Source organism: Mesotoga sp. UBA5557 (assembly GCF_002425715.1).
Lineage (GTDB): Bacteria > Thermotogota > Thermotogae > Petrotogales > Kosmotogaceae > Mesotoga.
This window is the reverse complement of sequence record NZ_DIMV01000025.1, coordinates 41924-58468: the sequence shown is the minus strand read 5'-3', so window position 1 is coordinate 58468 and position 16545 is coordinate 41924. Positions and strand designations below refer to the sequence as shown.

The window sequence follows — 16545 nt, the reverse complement described above, 5'->3', positions numbered from 1 at the left end:
CGAAAAAAACGGAGACATTGATCGAAGCCTCAGGTTATAATAAATGAGGGAGGCGGGCTTGTGATAGTCCATGTTGGAAGATTTAGAAGTAGCAAGAGACGAGAATTCTGGGGAGTTCTTGAAGACGGTTTTGTCCGTCCTCTGGATGTGGAATGTTCAACGACGGGTGACTTTCTTAGCTCGGCATCTGAGGATCTCAAGCAACTCAAGGACCTTGCTTCCGAAGAAAAGATCGTTCTCTCCGAGATTGAGGTTCTATCTCCTATAACAAAACCATGCAGGGTTATTTGTCAGGGAAAGAACTATCTGGATCATCTTCTGGATACGGGAACAAGGCAGAAAGACAAGAAGTACAACATGTTCTTCAACAAATCCTCTGCTTCAATATCAGATCCTTGTTCACCAATTGTTAGGCCACTTGGGGTACGGCTTCTAGATTATGAAGTGGAGCTGGGCCTTGTCATCAGAGCTCAAATAAGCCGAAGTATCGATGTTGACTCATCGCAACTCACTACTTACGTAGGTGGAATCGTTATGGCGAATGATGTTTCAGCGAGGGATGTCCAGTTACCTCAGTCTCAGTTCTTTAAGGGTAAAAGCTATCGTACTTTCTGCCCTATAGGTCCGTTCATGGCGATTTTTGATGAAGAGGAGACGGAATGTGTCGCAAATCTCAATGTCGAACTGAGTGTAAATGGTTCCGTCAGGCAGAGTGCTTCGACATCTAGCATGATTTATAGCCCTGCAGAGACGATTTCGGAGCTGAGTCGGTTTTCAGATCTTTACCCTGGAGACGTTATTCTCACGGGTACTCCGAAAGGGACCGCACTCAGTACAAAAAAGGGGTTTCGTTCGTGGTTCATTGGTCAGCTTTCTGAGTCCAAAAGATGGGAGATCTTTGTTAGAGATCAGCAGAAGAGCGGGAGATATTTGAACCCCGGGGATGTTGTTGAATCCAGGATATTCTCTTCAGATGGCAGAATAAGTCTTGGTTTGCAAAGAAACGTGGTTGTTGATGAGGAGGAAGCATATTAATGATAGGAATTATTTGTGACTCAATCGTGGATCTTCCTTTGGAGCTGGCTGAAAGAGAAGATGTGTACATCGTTCCTGTGATGGTTGTTCTGGGAGAAAAGTCCTTTCGCGAGGGCGTAGAAATAAGCAAGGCCGAAATTGCGGACTTTCTTGACGACAACTTTGCCAGAACGTCACTCCCTAGCCCTGGCGACGTGATGAAGGCCTTCGAGACAATGTATGCAAGAGGTTACGATGAACTTCTTGTTGTCAATCTTTCCGGTGGGCTTAGCGGAACTCATAATTTATTCAAGACGATAGGTGAACAGTTTGCTAGCGAGCGCAAGTCGGTTGTCATTGAATCGGTAGATTCTTTGTCACTTTCGGGCGGAATAGCCATGCTTGTCTACAAGGCGATAAAGATGAAAGAACGCGGAGACTCTTTGAGAGTAATCGCATCAGACCTTAGAAGTTGCGCAGGAATCAAGAACATAGTCTTCTTCACTTTGCCGACATTGAAGTATCTCAAACAGAGCGGGAGAATAGGAAGGCTTGAGGGTTCTGTAGGAGAAATACTCAATGTGAAACCTATAGGAACAATCGACAGTAGTGGTGTTTTCACCCTCTCCGGCAAAGCCAGGGGGATGAAAAAGGCCGTTGAAAAGATGGTAGATCGTCTGCTAGACACAGTCAAAGGAAAGAAAGTCCTTTGTGTTGCTCTGTATCATTCTGGAGATGACAGCAATACGGTCTCCCTGGTTGATTGGGTCAGAACGAAAATCTCTTCGCTTTCTGAGAATTTGCTTGCAGGAGAGTTATCCTCTGGAATCCTTGTCCACGGAGGGAAAGGAATTATTGGGATAGGGGCCTTGATTGCGTAGGAATAATAAGATCCAGTAATCTTATACTAATACACTGAAATCGTTGGAAGAAGCGTATCAAGTAAATCGATTGCCCAACAAGAAGCAACAGTGAGCAACGGAAAGATCTCGGGATTTATCTGCAGGATACAACAGCTAATTTGCCTTTTTCTTCGGTATTTATTCTTCATTCACTCAAATAAAGGATATTCACGTTTTGACTGACTTAACTGAATTGTTATAATGGAAGCGATTCCAAATTCCTATTGATTATAGGAGCGATCTCTTTGAAGAAGCCAACTATTAAGGATGTTGCAGCTCTTTCCGGAGTTGGAACCGGTACCGTTTCACGTGTACTAAATGGCGGTTCTGTTAAAGAGGCAACCAGGATTAAGGTTGTTAGGGCGATTGAGAAATTAGGTTATCAACCGAATCAAACGGCAAGAACACTGGCGGGAGGTAAGACAAGAAGAATTCTCTTCCTGATGCCTGAAGTCAGGACTGAGTTCCATTGGAGAGTTATGAAGTCGTTTGATGACTATCTCGACATGAAAAACTACGAGATGGTAATTTATCCTGTGTTTTCGGAAAGGAGACTGAGAAGACTTAGGAGAGATCTTGCTTTGCTTCATGACTCAGATGGGGCTGTAGTTTGTACAATGAACACAGAATTCTTGCTTAAGAACGGTATTGACTTCGGAACAAACATGGTCTTTTTTGAGGCTCAATCCGAGGAGTACGACTGTGTTTATCTGGATAATGTCATGGGCGGAAGGATGGCTGCCGAGCTGCTCATTGAGTGTGGCTCATCAGATTTCTTTGTGATCTCTTTTGAGGAAGAAAACACTATTCTAGCAACTGAGAATTTCGAAAAGAGAATTGAGGGCTTTATCGACATTCTCCGGGACAAGGGATATGATTTTGACCCTGAGAGGCTCGTCTACACATCGTTCTTCTTCGAAACGGCTCACGAAAAGATTGCACGGATCCTTTCTGAAAACACTAAACCCGGCATTTTCGCATTGGCCGACAATTTCGCCCTTGAGGTTCTTCAGACTGCAGCTGCTATGAAGAAGATTCCTGGAAAGGATTTTTTCCTTGTGGGATATGATAATCAGAGTTGGACTCAAAGAGCTGGTTTGACTACAATCGAGCAGCCAATGGAAGAAATGGGCAAGAAAACAGCGGAGCTGATAATCCAAAAGATAGAAGCACCAGGACAGTATATTCAGCCGGTAAGATTCCTGCCCAAGCTAAAACGCAGGAGGACGGCGTGATTTATCTCTAATAGTGAGGAGGATTTATGGCCAGGAAAGATAAGCTATCACTTGCTCAGAAGGAACAGAGAACCGCTTACAAATTGCTTATTCCAGCTCTGCTGATCCTAGCGGCCGTTGCCTTTTATCCCCTGTTTCAGGTTTTCTACACGAGTCTCACCGACAAGGTCTTCGCCTCGGGAAAGGACGAGGCGCCTGAGTTCATAGGGCTAGAAAACTATAAGCGTCTGCTCGGGCTTACAATACAGGAACTACCTGCGGTGTTAGATGATTCAACCGGAGAAACATTGATTGACGAGTCAACGGGTAGACCAGTATATGAAAGAGCGATTAGAGTCTTGCCCAGAAGTCCGATCAGGTACAGAGAGTGGTTTCAGTTTTCTTTTTTCGGACGGCGTTATGTAGTAGGTGCGAGAGATCCTGAGTTCATGAAGGCGATCTGGAATACGCTGGTCTTCACTGTTATTTCGGTCTTTCTAGAGACTATTCTTGGTCTTGGAGTTGCACTTGTAGTGAACAGCAACTTTAAGGGGAAAGGAATTATGAGAGCTACAATGCTTGTTCCCTGGGCCGTTATTACCGTTGTCTCAGCTAGGATATGGGAGTGGATGCTTCAACCAACGAGAGCTGGTCTTTTCAACATGGTCCTTAGTAGACTAGGCTTGGGCGATGGAGATCTTTCATTCCTCAGTATGTCAGGTCTGCAAATGCCCACTCTCATAGCTGTAGATGTTTGGAAAACAACACCGTTCATGGCGCTTCTGATTCTTGCGGGATTGCAGCTTATCCCGAGAGAACTATATGAAGCTGGAAGGGTTGATGGAGCAAGTAGAATTAGACAGTTTCTCTCTATCACAATGCCGCTTTTAAAGCCTACGTTAGCTGTAGCGCTCATCTTCAGAACGCTTGACGCCCTAAGAGTGTTTGACGTATTTCAGGTCTTGATGGGCAACCGGATGTACTCTATGGCCTCATACAATTATTATCAGCTGATCGGGAACAGGAATATGGGACTAGCTTCGGCAATAGGCGTAATAATATTCTTCCTAATCGGTATCTTCGCTGTGATTTACATGAGGCTTATGGGAGTTGATGAAGAATGAAGAAGAGTAGATTGCTCTGGTTCATAGGGAGAGTAGCTTTCTGGGTACTCGTACTGTTCATATTCTTTTACATGCTATTTCCGTTCTACTGGGCAGTTAACTCCTCGCTGAAGTCTGAGGCTCAACTACAAATGACCCCCGCTACTTTTGTTCCTGTGGACGGAAATGGAAAGTTCTCGCCGACACTTCAGAATTATGTTGCTGTGTTCAATGACGGGACCTTCGTTAGAGCTTTGTGGAACAGCACCATAGTTGCAGGACTAACTACAGTTCTTGCTCTAGGAGTTGGGTCTTTTGCGGCCTATGCAATGGGAAAACTTAGGTTCAAAGGGAAGAAGATAACACTCTATCTAATCCTTTCGCTAACCATGTTTCCTCAAATCACTGTACTCTCTGGGTTATACGCGGTAATCACAACGCTGAATCTAGGTGCTAGATTGAGTTTGATCCTCTCTTATATGATTTTCACTTTGCCTTTTACAACATGGGTTCTTACAGCTTTTTTCAAAGAGCTTCCTACGGAGATTATGCAGTCGGCATGGGTCGACGGTGCAACTCCATTCCAAACTTTCTATATGATCTTGCTGCCTTTGACAGCGCCGGCTCTAGTAACAGCGGGATTACTGGCATTTATAGCTGCTTGGAACGAGTACATATTTGCTCTTACATTCACAACTATTGCGCCTCAAGCAAGGACAATTCCCGTCGCGATTTCGTTGTTCACAGGGAGTGTCTCGAGACAGGTTCCCTTTGGCGAGATCATGGCTGGCGCGGTAGTGGTTACAGTACCGGTTGTGGTTCTTGTTTTCATCTTCCAAAGACGAATTGTGCAAGGATTGACTGCCGGGGCGGTAAAGGGATAGCGATGCTGAAATGATATGAATGTTTCGCTTCAATGCTAACGGGAGGTGATTTGAAGAGTCAAAGTAACTAAATGAGATTTGAGGATTGATGAAACTCAAAAAAACTCTTTTGAAGGAGGGGTATTATGAAAAAGGTACTTTTAACTCTCATGGTAGTATCATTCGCGTTAATGGCCATTTCCCAAACTGTGATTACGGTAGCCGCAGGAGCTGTCGGTCAGGAACTCGAGCTGACAAGGAAGGCTGCTGAGATGTATATGGAGATCCATCCTGATGTCACGGTAAGAGTACTGGACACACCAGATATGGTACAGGACAGACTAGGTCTCTATCTCCAGTTCCTCGAAGCAAGAAGTCCCGAGATTGACGTTTATCAGGTGGACGTAATCTGGCCCGGCGACCTCGCAGAACACTTCGTAGATCTTTACGAGTACAACGCCGACAAGGTTGTATCGATGCACTTTCCGGCAATAGTTGAGAATAACACAGTCGATGGAAAACTGGTTGCCATTCCATGGTTCACGGATGCCGGACTTCTCTACTACAGGACCGACCTTCTTGAAAAGTATGGGCTTGCTGTGCCGAAGACCTGGGACGAACTGGAAGAGACAGCAAGAATAATACAGGAAGGTGAGAGGAAGACAAATCCCGACTTTTGGGGATTTGTTTGGCAGGGAAACGCCTATGAGGGCTTAACATGTGACGCTCTTGAATGGCTTGCTTCGAACGATGCAGGTACGATTATCAGCGCCGACAAGAAGATAACAATTGCCAATGCAAACGCCGTTGAGATACTTGAAAAGGCCGCCGGCTGGGTAGGCACGATCTCTCCAAGTGGCGTCTTGACATTTGCCGAAGAGGATGCAAGAGCGGTATGGCAGACAGGGAACGCTGCTTTCATGAGAAACTGGCCATACGCTTATTCACTAAGCGGAGGCGAGGACAGCGCCGTAGCAGGAAAGTTTGACGTTTCTCCTCTACCTGCAGGAAAGAGCGGTAGCGGAGCGGCAACGCTTGGCGGTTGGCAGCTCTCGGTTAGCAAGTACAGCAGAAATCCGGAAATTGCAGCCGATGTGGCGCTCTTCATGGCTGGATATGAAGTTCAGAAGATGAGGGCAGTAGAAGGCTCCTTTAACCCAACAATTGGGGCTCTTTATGCGGATTACGAAGTGCTAAAAGCCAATCCGTTTTTCGGTTCATTGTATGATGTGTTTATAAATGCCGTTGCAAGACCTTCAACGGCGACCGCGCCACGATATAATGAAGTGTCTACTCTCTTCTTCAAGGCGGTTCATAACATCCTCTTGGGTACAGCAGATGCTCAGAACGCTCTTGAAGAACTGGCTCTTGATCTCGAAGATTTGACAGGATTTGAGGTAGTTTGGGGCTTCTAGTAACTGTCTAACTTGGTTAGCTGGTCCTAATCGGGACCAGCTAACCTTTTGCCAAAGCAGAAAGAAGGTGTGGACGTGAAGACTACGCAAGTACAGAGAAAGAGTCTGAAGGACTATGAGCCTTTTATAGAAAGTGATCTATTGGAGAGTATTCTTCAGCTTTCGAGCGAACTCAGGGGTCTGAGAGTTTTGCATGTCAACGCAACATCTTTTGGAGGAGGCGTGGCGGAAATACTACACACTCTGATTCCTCTAATGAAAGACTGTGGCCTCACTGTCGATTGGAAAGTAATTGACGCTCCTTCTCGGTTTTTCGACCTTACAAAAAGGATGCACAACGCACTTCAGGGTAAGGAGGATCGACTATCAGATGAAGACAGGAACCTTTTTGAAAACGTTTCAAAAGACAACGCGAGTTTTATAAAACCAGGTGAATACGATATTGCGGTGATACATGATCCTCAACCGGTAGGTCTTCCTGCCTTTGCAGAGTTCGGAAGTTGCAGGCTTGTATGGAGATGTCACATTGATACTTCCTCACCTAATCGGGTCTTCTGGGATTATTTAAACGGCTTCCTGTCTTACTATAATGCAGCTGTATTCACACTCAAAGACTATGCTAAAGACGGGATTTCAATCGACAAGATCTACGAAATTCCACCTTCAATCGATCCTCTAAGCAACAAGAACAGAGAACTATCGAAGGAAGAGATGCAACAGGCACTAAGAAAACTCGGAATCGAGAGTGGAAAACCCGTTATAACTCAAGTATCAAGGTTCGATCCATGGAAGGATCCGTTGGGAGTTGTAGATGCGTATAGAAAGCTGAAGGAGAGGTTTAGAGAGCTTCAGCTTCTGCTAATAGGGTCGATGGCTTCGGATGATCCCGAGGGCTGGAAGATCTATGAAGACCTTCTAAGATACAGTGGAATGGATTACGACATCAAGGTTCTCTCGAACTTCCAGAATATCAGTGATATCGAGGTGAACGCAGCTCAAAGAGTAAGCAAAGTCGTTCTTCAGAAATCACTTCGCGAGGGTTTTGCTTTGACTGTGAGCGAGGCAATGTGGAAGAAGACTCCCGTAGTTGGGGGAAACGTTGGAGGCATTCCTCTTCAGATTCACCACGGAATTAACGGCTATCTCGTTGAAAGCGTTGAAGATACCGTTGAGTACACTGGAAGAATACTTGATGATCCCGGTCTTGCAAAGGAAATGGGGAACAAGGGATATGAAATAGTGAAGAAAGACTTCCTAAGTACGAGACATCTACATCAATATCTTCAACTTTTCCGAGATCTTGCGAATTGAGAAGGCCCCCGTCCCGGCCATATGCGGAACGGGGAGCTTCATATCAGAGGAGCTTCTCCACCTTTCTTCTTTCAAGATTCTCGTATATGGGCAGACCATGTAGATAGAGATTTGGAGCTTCACCCTGTATGAGCGGTAGTGCATAGGATCTGAACTCCTCAGTAACGTGAAATCCGTCTTCCGAGATGAATTCTCTAGGAAGGTCTTTCGTTCCGTTGGCGATCCTCTCCAGATCAACTGTGCAGTATTTTTTCAGATAGGGCCTATTACTTAATCGGCGAATTGAGACCATCACTCCGCTTACCCCTTCTAGTGCCTCCCTGACTGCTAGTGCTCCTACCTCAACTGCTTCTTGCCAATCTATAAGGCTTGCAATGTGTCTTGAAGACCTCTGAAGATAATCCGGGATAGCGACATGCACTTTGCACTTCAAGGAATCGCGAATTGTCTTTTCGAGGTATTGCCCTATCTTCCCGAGCTGCACATTTCCGAAGGAATCGTAGTATCCGGCAGTAGATATGTATGATCCATCAGGCCTCTTAAGAGCCTCTGACGCAACGATTGAACAATAGCCCTCTCTTACGATTACATCATCTACTTTTGCAATGAAGGCATCTTCGTTGAAGGGTACTTCCGGGAAAAGTATGATCTGAGGACCGTGGAATCGGTCACTACTTGCGAGTGAACCTGAAGCAGCAAGCCAGCCTGAATGACGCCCCATAGACTCCATAATGAAAACCTTTGTGGAATCGCTGTACATTGATCTCAGATCTCTCGTCGCCTCCATTATCGAAATCGCAGTGAATCTTGCTGCGGAACCATATCCAGGACAGTGATCGGTTTCCATGAGATCATTATCAACAGTCTTGGGTACTCCTATCACTTGCAATGAAAAGCCTAGTTCTTTTGCTTTGTTATCGATCTTGTTGGCGGTATCCATTGAATCATTGCCCCCGTTATAGAAGAAGTAACGGATGGAATGAGCGTCGAAGACTCTGAACAATCTATCGAAGTCCTCATCGCTGTCGATTTTCGTTCTGCAAGAGCCGAATACCGCGCCAGGAGTGTAGGGAATCCTGTCTATCTCACTCCGTGTTTCTTCCGTCAAGTCAAGAAGCTCTTCGTTGAGGATTCCTTTGATACCATTTATTCCGGCAAATATCCTGTCGATTCCTTCACTCTCAAGCGCCGCAACAATCGTCCCATAAGCTGATGCGTTAATAACAGAAGTTACGCCGCCTGACTGCGCATACACAGCATTCTTCATTGTCCCACCCCTAAATGAATATACCACACTGAGAGATCACCAGTCACAAAAAAAACAGACGCCCTGAGGCGTCTGTGAAACTCGGGGACTTCTCATCGGCATGCTTCAGTAATAGTTGGCACAGTTACCGAAGCATTACNNGTACTATTATCACGCTCTTTGCTTTGGAGATTATGGCAGGCAAGTCTTCGGCGACCTTCTCATCTCTTCTGACAGATGGGGAAGGAGATTCACCGATTTGATCGCTTACGCGAGGCACAGTTACCGAAGCATTACCCCAAATAGTTATGACGTTTTTCATTGAATACAGAGTGTTCTCTACACCGGAGTAACCTGGTTTTTCATCTAGGTTGCACACTATTACGTTCTTCGATTTCTCAACTTCGAGAATTGGCATTCCATATATTGGAGAACCCTTGGCCGTATTAGCAGAAGGATTGACAACATCGCATGCACCCACCACAATTGTTAGGTCAGTGTTTTCGAACTCCGGATTTATCGTATCCATATCGTACAACTTGTCATAATCGATGCCCACTTCGGCAAGCAAGACGTTCATATGCCCGGGCATTCTTCCGGCTACTGGATGTATTCCAATCTTAACTTGCTTTCCAGCCTTCTCCAGACAGTCAATCAGATCCTTGACTTTGCCCTGCGCCTGTGCTACAGCCATTCCATATCCCGGTACTATTATCACGCTCTTTGCCGAGTTAATGACGTCTCCTATCTCCACACTGCCCTTTTTCTCTTCATTGAATCCTTCAAGTTCATTTGAGACGTTCAGCAGATTCTCCGCTCTTCTTGAGTCTGAAACAGTAGTTATTCCAGTTAACACTGCGCTGAGGTTCCTATTCATTGCACGACACATTATTCTTGTCAGAATAAGACCTGAGACTCCAACAACCGCCCCTACTCCTACGAGAAGAGGGTCCTCAACAGCGAAACCAGTTATCGAGGCAGCCACTCCGGAGAACGAGTTTAGTAGAGAGATAACTACTGGCATGTCCGCTCCTCCAACCCGAAGAGCCATTATTACTCCATAGACTGCCGATATTATCGAGAGGAAGACTACCCAAACAGAGTAGATTCCTGTTATGAAGGTGCTTACTAAAACAATTCCAGCGGCTGTTAAGAGTAGTATTCGCTGTAACTTCCCGCTTTCGTCAAGGTTGACAGGTTTTCCCGAAATGATACCCTGCAACTTCATTGCTGCAACCATACTTCCTGTGAAAGTTAATACGCCAACAGAAAGCGCAAGAGAAGCCGTTAACCACAAGTACCAGCTTGCATCGCCTAGAAACTGACTGCTCCCTGCAATTGCAACTAACGCCGAAGCAGCACCACCGAATCCATTTAGCATTCCGACCATTTGTGGCATCTGAATCATCTTCACTACATGGCCGAGTGACACTCCGGCAAACCCTCCAATAACTAACCAAAGCCAAAGAGCGGAATTTCCCATGCCTCCGTAAACGATTATCGTGTATATTATCGCGGCTCCCATAAACGCCGCTCCAATCCTATTGCCAAGAAGAGCAGTTTTTGGAGACTGCATTAATCGGATCTGAAGGATGAATCCAACTATGAATATCGCTGCAATGATAATAATGCTCATTTGTTCTTTCTCCTAACACTAGAATCAAACATCTTCAGCATACGATCTGTTACCCAGAATCCTCCCACAACATTGATCATTGCCAAAACAAGAGCTGCTCCACTAATGAAACGGACTATTCCAGAGTCAATTGTTGCAAAGACAGCGATTGCACCCAGAACGGTAATACCCGACAACGCATTCATACCCGACATAAGAGGAGTATGAAGAAGCGAGGGTACTGAAGATATTATCCTGTAACCTATAATGGCACAGGCGACCAGGAAAATTACTAAAGCCAAGAGCATAGAACTCCTCCTCTTATTGAATAGTGAAAATTATTCTATTATCTCTCCCATGGCCAACAAAGTACCGTGATGAACAATTGATCCCGCATGCGTTACAAGTGTCTCTTTCACAATCTGGTCATCAGAGTCGGTGACGATCTTTCCATCTTTCACCAGGTTGTCCACGAAGTGCCAGATATTGCTAGAGAACATCCTGGTCGAGTCTATCGAAAGTGTGGCAGGGATGTTGAGCATTCCAATCAACCACACTGAATTGTAATCGTATTCCTTACCTTCCTCTGTAAGCGCACAATTGCCCCCCTGATCAATAGCGATGTCAACAATCACAGAGCCTTTTTTCATTGAAGCGACCATTGGTTCAGTTACCAGAATAGGGGCAACCTCTCCCGGAATTAGTGCTGAGAGAATTAGAATGTCGCATGATTCCAAATGCTTTGACAGAATCTCTCTTTCCTTCTCGTACCACTCCTTTGGGAGCCTCTTAGCATAGCCGCCTTTTCCCATGGCCAGTTCCTGCGGCACGTCGAATGGAATTACCTCGACACCAAGCGACTTTGCCTGAGCAGCCGCTTCGGGCCTAATATCAAGTGCCTTCACCTTTGCGCCCAACCTCTTAGCGGTCGCAATTGCCTGAAGGCCAGCCACTCCGATGCCGACAACCACCACTTCAGAAGGAGGTATCATACCTGCAGAAGTAGGCATCATAGGGATGAATTTTCTTATTCTGTTTGCACCAAAGATAACCGATTTATAGCCCGCCACGGTACTCATCGAGGTCAGAGCGTCCATGGACTGAGCCTTTGAGATTCTTGGAATACTGTCCAGGGTGAAACTGGTGATCTCTCTCTCAGCCATAATCCTTATGGCCTTGTGGTTGACATCGTGTGCAGGGTGCAAGAATGCAACAATTGTTGCTCCGCGATTGATTAGCTCGGCCTCATGTTTTCCGAGCGAATTGTTAAACTGCGGTTCCTTGACTTTGAGAATCAAGTTAGCTCTTGAATAGACTTCTTGCGCGGTTGAGACTACTTCAGCTCCAGCAGCTGAATAATCACTATCAAAGAAGAATGCCCCCTCTCCGGCTCGACTCTCAATGACAAACTTAGCGCCGTTCTCAACAAACTTCTTTGCAACATCAGGAGTCACTGCAACGCGGAGCTCACCAGCAAGAATCTCCTTTGGAACACCAATCGTTAGTCCCGAAAACTTCATTCAGAATTCCTCCTTAACAGTCTTTGATTAAAGCACAGCCTCATTATACAATAGAGTTTGAAGAAACGAAACGACCGAATTTCTGCACAGAAACTCGATAAGAGCCAGATATTCGTATGTAGGTGCTCACCCTTCGTGATTTGAGACATTATTCGAAAACGGAGTGTTTCCCAGATTGTTGCGAGCGAAATTCTTGACTCAATATTCTGCCTACGGGCGATCTATCTTACTGTTATTGTGAAGGTTGTCGTGGCCTCCCCGCCTTTGAGATCACTAGCTCTAAGCATAACTGTGCTTGATCCAAGTGTTTCAGGAATGAATGAGTAGATGCTACCGGTCAACACTCCAGGTCCATAGATTAGTTCGTATCTAAGATAGTCTCCGTCGGGGTCGCTGCTGAACTGTCTCAAGTCAAGCCGAAGAGTTCTTGAGATTATTGTGGTTTGATCTGGAATATTGAATTCGGGCGGCCTGTTCGTATCCGTAACGAGCACGTCAAAAGAAGCATTTGCCGTACCTCCCTTACCGTCTGAAGCACTTACGACGAATGTGTAGAAGCCGTAATCCTCGTACCCAGGTTCAATTATCAGCCTGCTTCCTTCGATCGTTCCCATTCCCTGAACGATCTCAAATGATAGATTGTCATTGTCCGGATCAGATGAGTATTCATTCAGATCAACAACAAGTCTAGAACCTTCTGCTATCGTGAACCCAGGTATGTTCAAAACAGGGGGCCTATTGCTCTCTCTGACATCAATTCTTATCGTTGCTCTTGCCGATCCACCCTTTCCATCGCTCACTGAAATAACCGCTTCGTAGCTTCCCGCGCTGCCATAGTCTGCGTCAAAAGTGTAAGTTCTTCCCTGAATTGTTCCCGGACCCGAAACCAGTGAGTAGCTAAGCGGGTCATTATCTGGATCGGAAGCGTGATCTGAAAGGTTAATCGTCAGCCTTTCTCCCTCAGAAATCCTCCTCGGGAGAATTGAGATCACAGGCGGGTTATTTGTTTGACTTACATTGAAGATCACTGTTCTGTCTACCGATCCGCCCTTTCCATCGGAGGCTCTGATAGTTGCTGAGTATCTTCCTGGATCAGATGATTGAAAAGTATACTGACTACCGGCGATTCTTCCGGAACCGCTGACAAGCTGGTATGAAAGTACGTCTCCGTCAGGATCTGAGAAGTAACTGCCAAGGTTAAGCGTAAGTTGTTCATTAACTTCAATCGTTCTCTCGGGAATGTTCGAAGCTACCGGTGCTCTGTTTCTAGTGGCGATACTGATTTGAAAGCTATCTTCAACAGTATTTAGACCGTCCGAAATCTGTAGAACAACGGTCTTTATGCCTGAGTCATTCTCGGTACTTGTATATGAATAGAGTGATCTCTCTACCTCACCAGGGCCCGAACTAATTCTTATCGAAACTGGATCATTTTCTGGATCCCTTATGAAGGTTCGGAGATCCAGAACGAGTGTATTGCCCTGGTCCAGAGTCTGATCAGGGATGCTCGACACCGGTGGAAGATTTCTTGTTTCAGCTGTTACTAATCGCGAAGAAGTATCTGTTCCTTCGGGAGTAATGGTGACTGCTGTTGCTGACTCGATTGTTGTGGAGTCAGCTGATGGTGTTGATGGAGTTGTAATGAACGCCTTATTCAATATCAAGAATGTTGAATCATCATTTCCCCCGCGACCGTCAAGAACTGTTATGGTTATACTCTCCTCTGTTCTTGTTGCAAAGTCCGGTTTGTACGTGTAGCTGCTGCCAATTATCTGACCGCTGCCTGAAGAGATTCTGTACGTAAGAGGATCCAAATCTGGATCTTCTGCGAACTCATCAAGATCTATGGAAACGGTTTCGTTGTGCGCAATCACCTGATCCGGCACTGATAGCACTGGTGGACGATTCACTTCCCTAACGGTAACGACAAATGTGGATTCGGCAGTTTGCTCTTTCTGGTCAGCAACCGAAATCGTCACAGTGTGTTTTCCAGACTGCTGATAACTCGGCGAGAATGTATAGAATGTCTCCCTGATTTCTCCAGGGCCCGCTAACTTTCTGTAGGTGAGAGATGCCATCTTTTCGTCGCTTGAGTAATCGTGTAGATCTATAGAAAGAATGTCACCCTCGTTGATTATCATGTCTGGAATGCTCATTACAGGGGGTTTGTTAAGCATATCAGGAAGCAATCTGATGGCAAATACGACTGCTACCACGACCATCAACAACGCCCAGAAGAACCATTTTCTCATACCGCAAAACCTCCATAGAGACCATAATAGTAATCAAGTCTATTATAATCTTATTCCTGTTCTATGCCCAAATGGAATGGGTTCTGAATACCTTTAGTGAGAACTCCTCACAATCGTTAGTCGGAGACTCGCATACTGTTTAACACGTCTAACCATGTTGCCTTTCATTTGTTTCCCTGTGGGTAAATTTTAACCTAATACCTGGCATAAGGGGCGATCAATATGCTAGAATCTACTTGATAGAAAAATCACAATCTAGTTTCTTCTCTCTCAATAACTGAAGATTTCGAATGGAGGTGCTGTTCGGTGCCCGTGACAATTACCATTAACGGCAAGGACTATTCCGTGAAAGAGGATCAGAGTATTCTTGAGGCTTGCCGCGAAGTTGGAATGGATATTCCAACGCTCTGTTATCACCCTGCCCTCTCTGTTGTTGGATCATGCAGGGTCTGTGTCGTCGAGGTTGAGGGAGCTCGTAATCTCTCGCCCGCATGCGCAACTCAGGTCGCTGATGGAATGAAGATTAAGACGAATTCTGAAAGAGTGAACAAGGCCGTAAGATTCAACCTTGGTCTTCTGCTTTCAAATCACCCCAATGACTGTATGACCTGTGATGTGAATGGTAGATGCGAGTTTCAGGATCTGATATATCAATACGATGTTAAAGACATGTTCCCGAAGACCCTCAGAAATGTTTCTTATGACACTTCCAGTCCATCGCTGTTCAGAGACATGAACAAGTGTATTGATTGTGGAAGATGCGTTAGAGCATGTGATGAACTCCAGGGCCTATCAATTCTATCACCTGTAAATAGGGGATATCATGTTCTGCCTTTACCCGCTCTCGGAGCCCCTATTGCAGCTACTGACTGTATAAATTGTGGTCAGTGCTCAGCGGTATGCCCGGTTGGAGCTATTACCGAAAGGATGGAGTTCAGAGATGTTGTTGCCGAACTAAAGAGACATGATAAAGTTCTCATTGCGCAGACGGCTCCTTCAGTGCGCGTTGCGTTGGCTGAAGAGTTTGGAGAACTTCCCGGAACCGTTAGCACCGGCAAGATGGTTGCTGCACTCAGAAAGCTAGGGTTCGACTATGTGTTCGATACGAATTTCTCTGCTGACCTGACAATTCTGGAGGAAGGCTCGGAACTACTCGAAAGAGTTAAGGAAGGTGGAAAGTTCCCGATGTTCACCTCTTGTTGCCCTGGATGGGTTAACATGATGGAGAAACTATACCCGGAGTACACCGAGAACCTTTCAACTGCCAAGTCTCCTCAAGAAATGATGAGTGCTCTTGTCAAGACTTTCTTCGCGGAGAAGATTGGTAAAAGGCCGGAAGACATTTACCTGGTCTCCATCATGCCTTGTACTGCTAAGAAAGATGAGAAGGGGAGAGATACACTTCAAGTAAGAGGTGCCCAATCGACGGATGCAGTTCTGGTAACCAGGGAGCTCGGGAAACTTATCAAAATGCATAAGATACCCTTCGAGTCGCTTGAAGAGGAAGAATACGACAATCCTCTTGGGATCTCAACAGGAGCTGCAGCTATCTTCGGAGCAACTGGAGGCGTCATGGAAGCGGCTTTGAGAACCGCGTACGAGGTATACACCGGGGAAGAGTTGCCCAGACTTGACTTCGACTTTGCTCGCGGATTCGAAGGTGTGAAGGAAGCTGAAATAGAAATGAAGGGCACTAAAGTAAAAGTTGCGATTGCTCATGGTGGAAGCAATGTTGTCAAGTTGATGGACAAGATACGTTCAGGTGAAGCCTTCTACCATTTTGTCGAGATAATGGCATGTCCAGGTGGCTGTATAGGTGGCGGCGGTCAACCGAAATCTAGTGTTCCTGGTTATTTGGAAAAGAGAATGGAAGCAATATATAGTATTGACAGGTCTTCCAAAATCAGGAAATCTCATGAGAATCCCGGGATTCTAAAGCTTTACGAAGAGTATTTGGAGAAGCCCCTAGGACACCTCTCACACGAACTACTCCATACTCATTACAAGAACAACAGCAAGAGCGTAATTGAGAGAAAGAAGGAGCTTGAGGAAATCGCCAAAGGGTAGCTATGATGAAGAAGGTAATCCGA

The 16545-nt window shown here is 45.6% G+C and carries 13 protein-coding genes; 8 read left to right on the top strand and 5 right to left on the bottom strand.

What is annotated here, in order from left to right; all coding sequences use genetic code 11:
* Positions 1–60 precede the first annotated feature (60 nt).
* From B3157_RS02860 to B3157_RS02830, 7 genes are all read left to right on the top strand, one after another.
* Positions 61–1035 (top strand): fumarylacetoacetate hydrolase family protein, encoded by a 975-nt coding sequence (locus B3157_RS02860; RefSeq protein ID WP_292588708.1) that lies wholly within the window; start codon positions 61–63, stop codon positions 1033–1035.
* Entirely contained in the window at positions 1035–1895 is an 861-nt protein-coding gene (locus B3157_RS02855) for a DegV family protein (RefSeq protein WP_099830548.1), read from the top strand. Before B3157_RS02860 ends, B3157_RS02855 begins: the two co-directional genes overlap by 1 nt.
* 266 nt (positions 1896–2161) lie before the next feature.
* On the top strand, positions 2162–3151 hold the full coding sequence (locus B3157_RS02850; RefSeq protein WP_292588705.1) for a LacI family DNA-binding transcriptional regulator: 990 nt from the start codon (positions 2162–2164) through the stop codon (positions 3149–3151).
* Positions 3152–3177: 26 nt separating this feature from the next.
* Positions 3178–4254, top strand: a complete 1077-nt coding sequence (locus tag B3157_RS02845) for a carbohydrate ABC transporter permease (RefSeq protein WP_292588703.1) — start codon at positions 3178–3180, stop codon at positions 4252–4254.
* Entirely contained in the window at positions 4251–5117 is an 867-nt protein-coding gene (locus B3157_RS02840; protein ID WP_214079361.1) for a carbohydrate ABC transporter permease, read from the top strand. Before B3157_RS02845 ends, B3157_RS02840 begins: the two co-directional genes overlap by 4 nt.
* A gap of 125 nt (positions 5118–5242) precedes the next feature.
* Positions 5243–6511 (top strand): ABC transporter substrate-binding protein, encoded by a 1269-nt coding sequence (locus B3157_RS02835; protein ID WP_214060991.1) that lies wholly within the window; start codon positions 5243–5245, stop codon positions 6509–6511.
* Positions 6512–6586: 75 nt separating this feature from the next.
* Positions 6587–7822, top strand: coding sequence for a glycosyltransferase (locus B3157_RS02830; protein WP_292588699.1), 1236 nt, complete (start codon positions 6587–6589; stop codon positions 7820–7822).
* Between the two features lie 43 nt (positions 7823–7865).
* Here B3157_RS02830 and B3157_RS02825 read toward each other — a convergent pair whose 3' ends face one another.
* The 5 genes from B3157_RS02825 to B3157_RS02805 all read right to left on the bottom strand — a co-directional run bounded on the left by B3157_RS02825 (position 7866) and on the right by B3157_RS02805 (position 14455).
* Positions 7866–9089 carry a 6-phosphofructokinase gene (locus tag B3157_RS02825; protein WP_214079364.1) on the bottom strand — a complete coding sequence of 408 codons (1224 nt, stop codon included), beginning with the start codon at positions 9087–9089 and terminating at the stop codon, positions 7866–7868.
* A 124-nt stretch (positions 9090–9213) separates the two neighbouring features.
* Positions 9214–10644 (bottom strand): NAD(P)(+) transhydrogenase (Re/Si-specific) subunit beta, encoded by a 1431-nt coding sequence (locus B3157_RS02820; RefSeq protein WP_422655667.1) that lies wholly within the window; start codon positions 10642–10644, stop codon positions 9214–9216.
* 56 nt (positions 10645–10700) lie between these two features.
* On the bottom strand, positions 10701–10991 hold the full coding sequence (locus B3157_RS02815) for an NAD(P) transhydrogenase subunit alpha (protein ID WP_214060480.1): 291 nt from the start codon (positions 10989–10991) through the stop codon (positions 10701–10703).
* 30 nt (positions 10992–11021) lie between these two features.
* Positions 11022–12203, bottom strand: a complete 1182-nt coding sequence (locus tag B3157_RS02810; RefSeq protein WP_214078421.1) for an NAD(P) transhydrogenase subunit alpha — start codon at positions 12201–12203, stop codon at positions 11022–11024.
* A 221-nt stretch (positions 12204–12424) separates the two neighbouring features.
* Positions 12425–14455, bottom strand: a complete 2031-nt coding sequence (locus tag B3157_RS02805; protein ID WP_214078420.1) for an Ig-like domain-containing protein — start codon at positions 14453–14455, stop codon at positions 12425–12427.
* A gap of 306 nt (positions 14456–14761) precedes the next feature.
* Between B3157_RS02805 and B3157_RS02800 the strand changes: the two genes are divergently transcribed.
* Positions 14762–16522: an NADH-dependent [FeFe] hydrogenase, group A6 gene (locus B3157_RS02800; protein ID WP_214078419.1), complete on the top strand. Its 1761-nt coding sequence runs from the start codon at positions 14762–14764 to the stop codon at positions 16520–16522.
* Positions 16523–16545 lie beyond the last annotated feature (23 nt).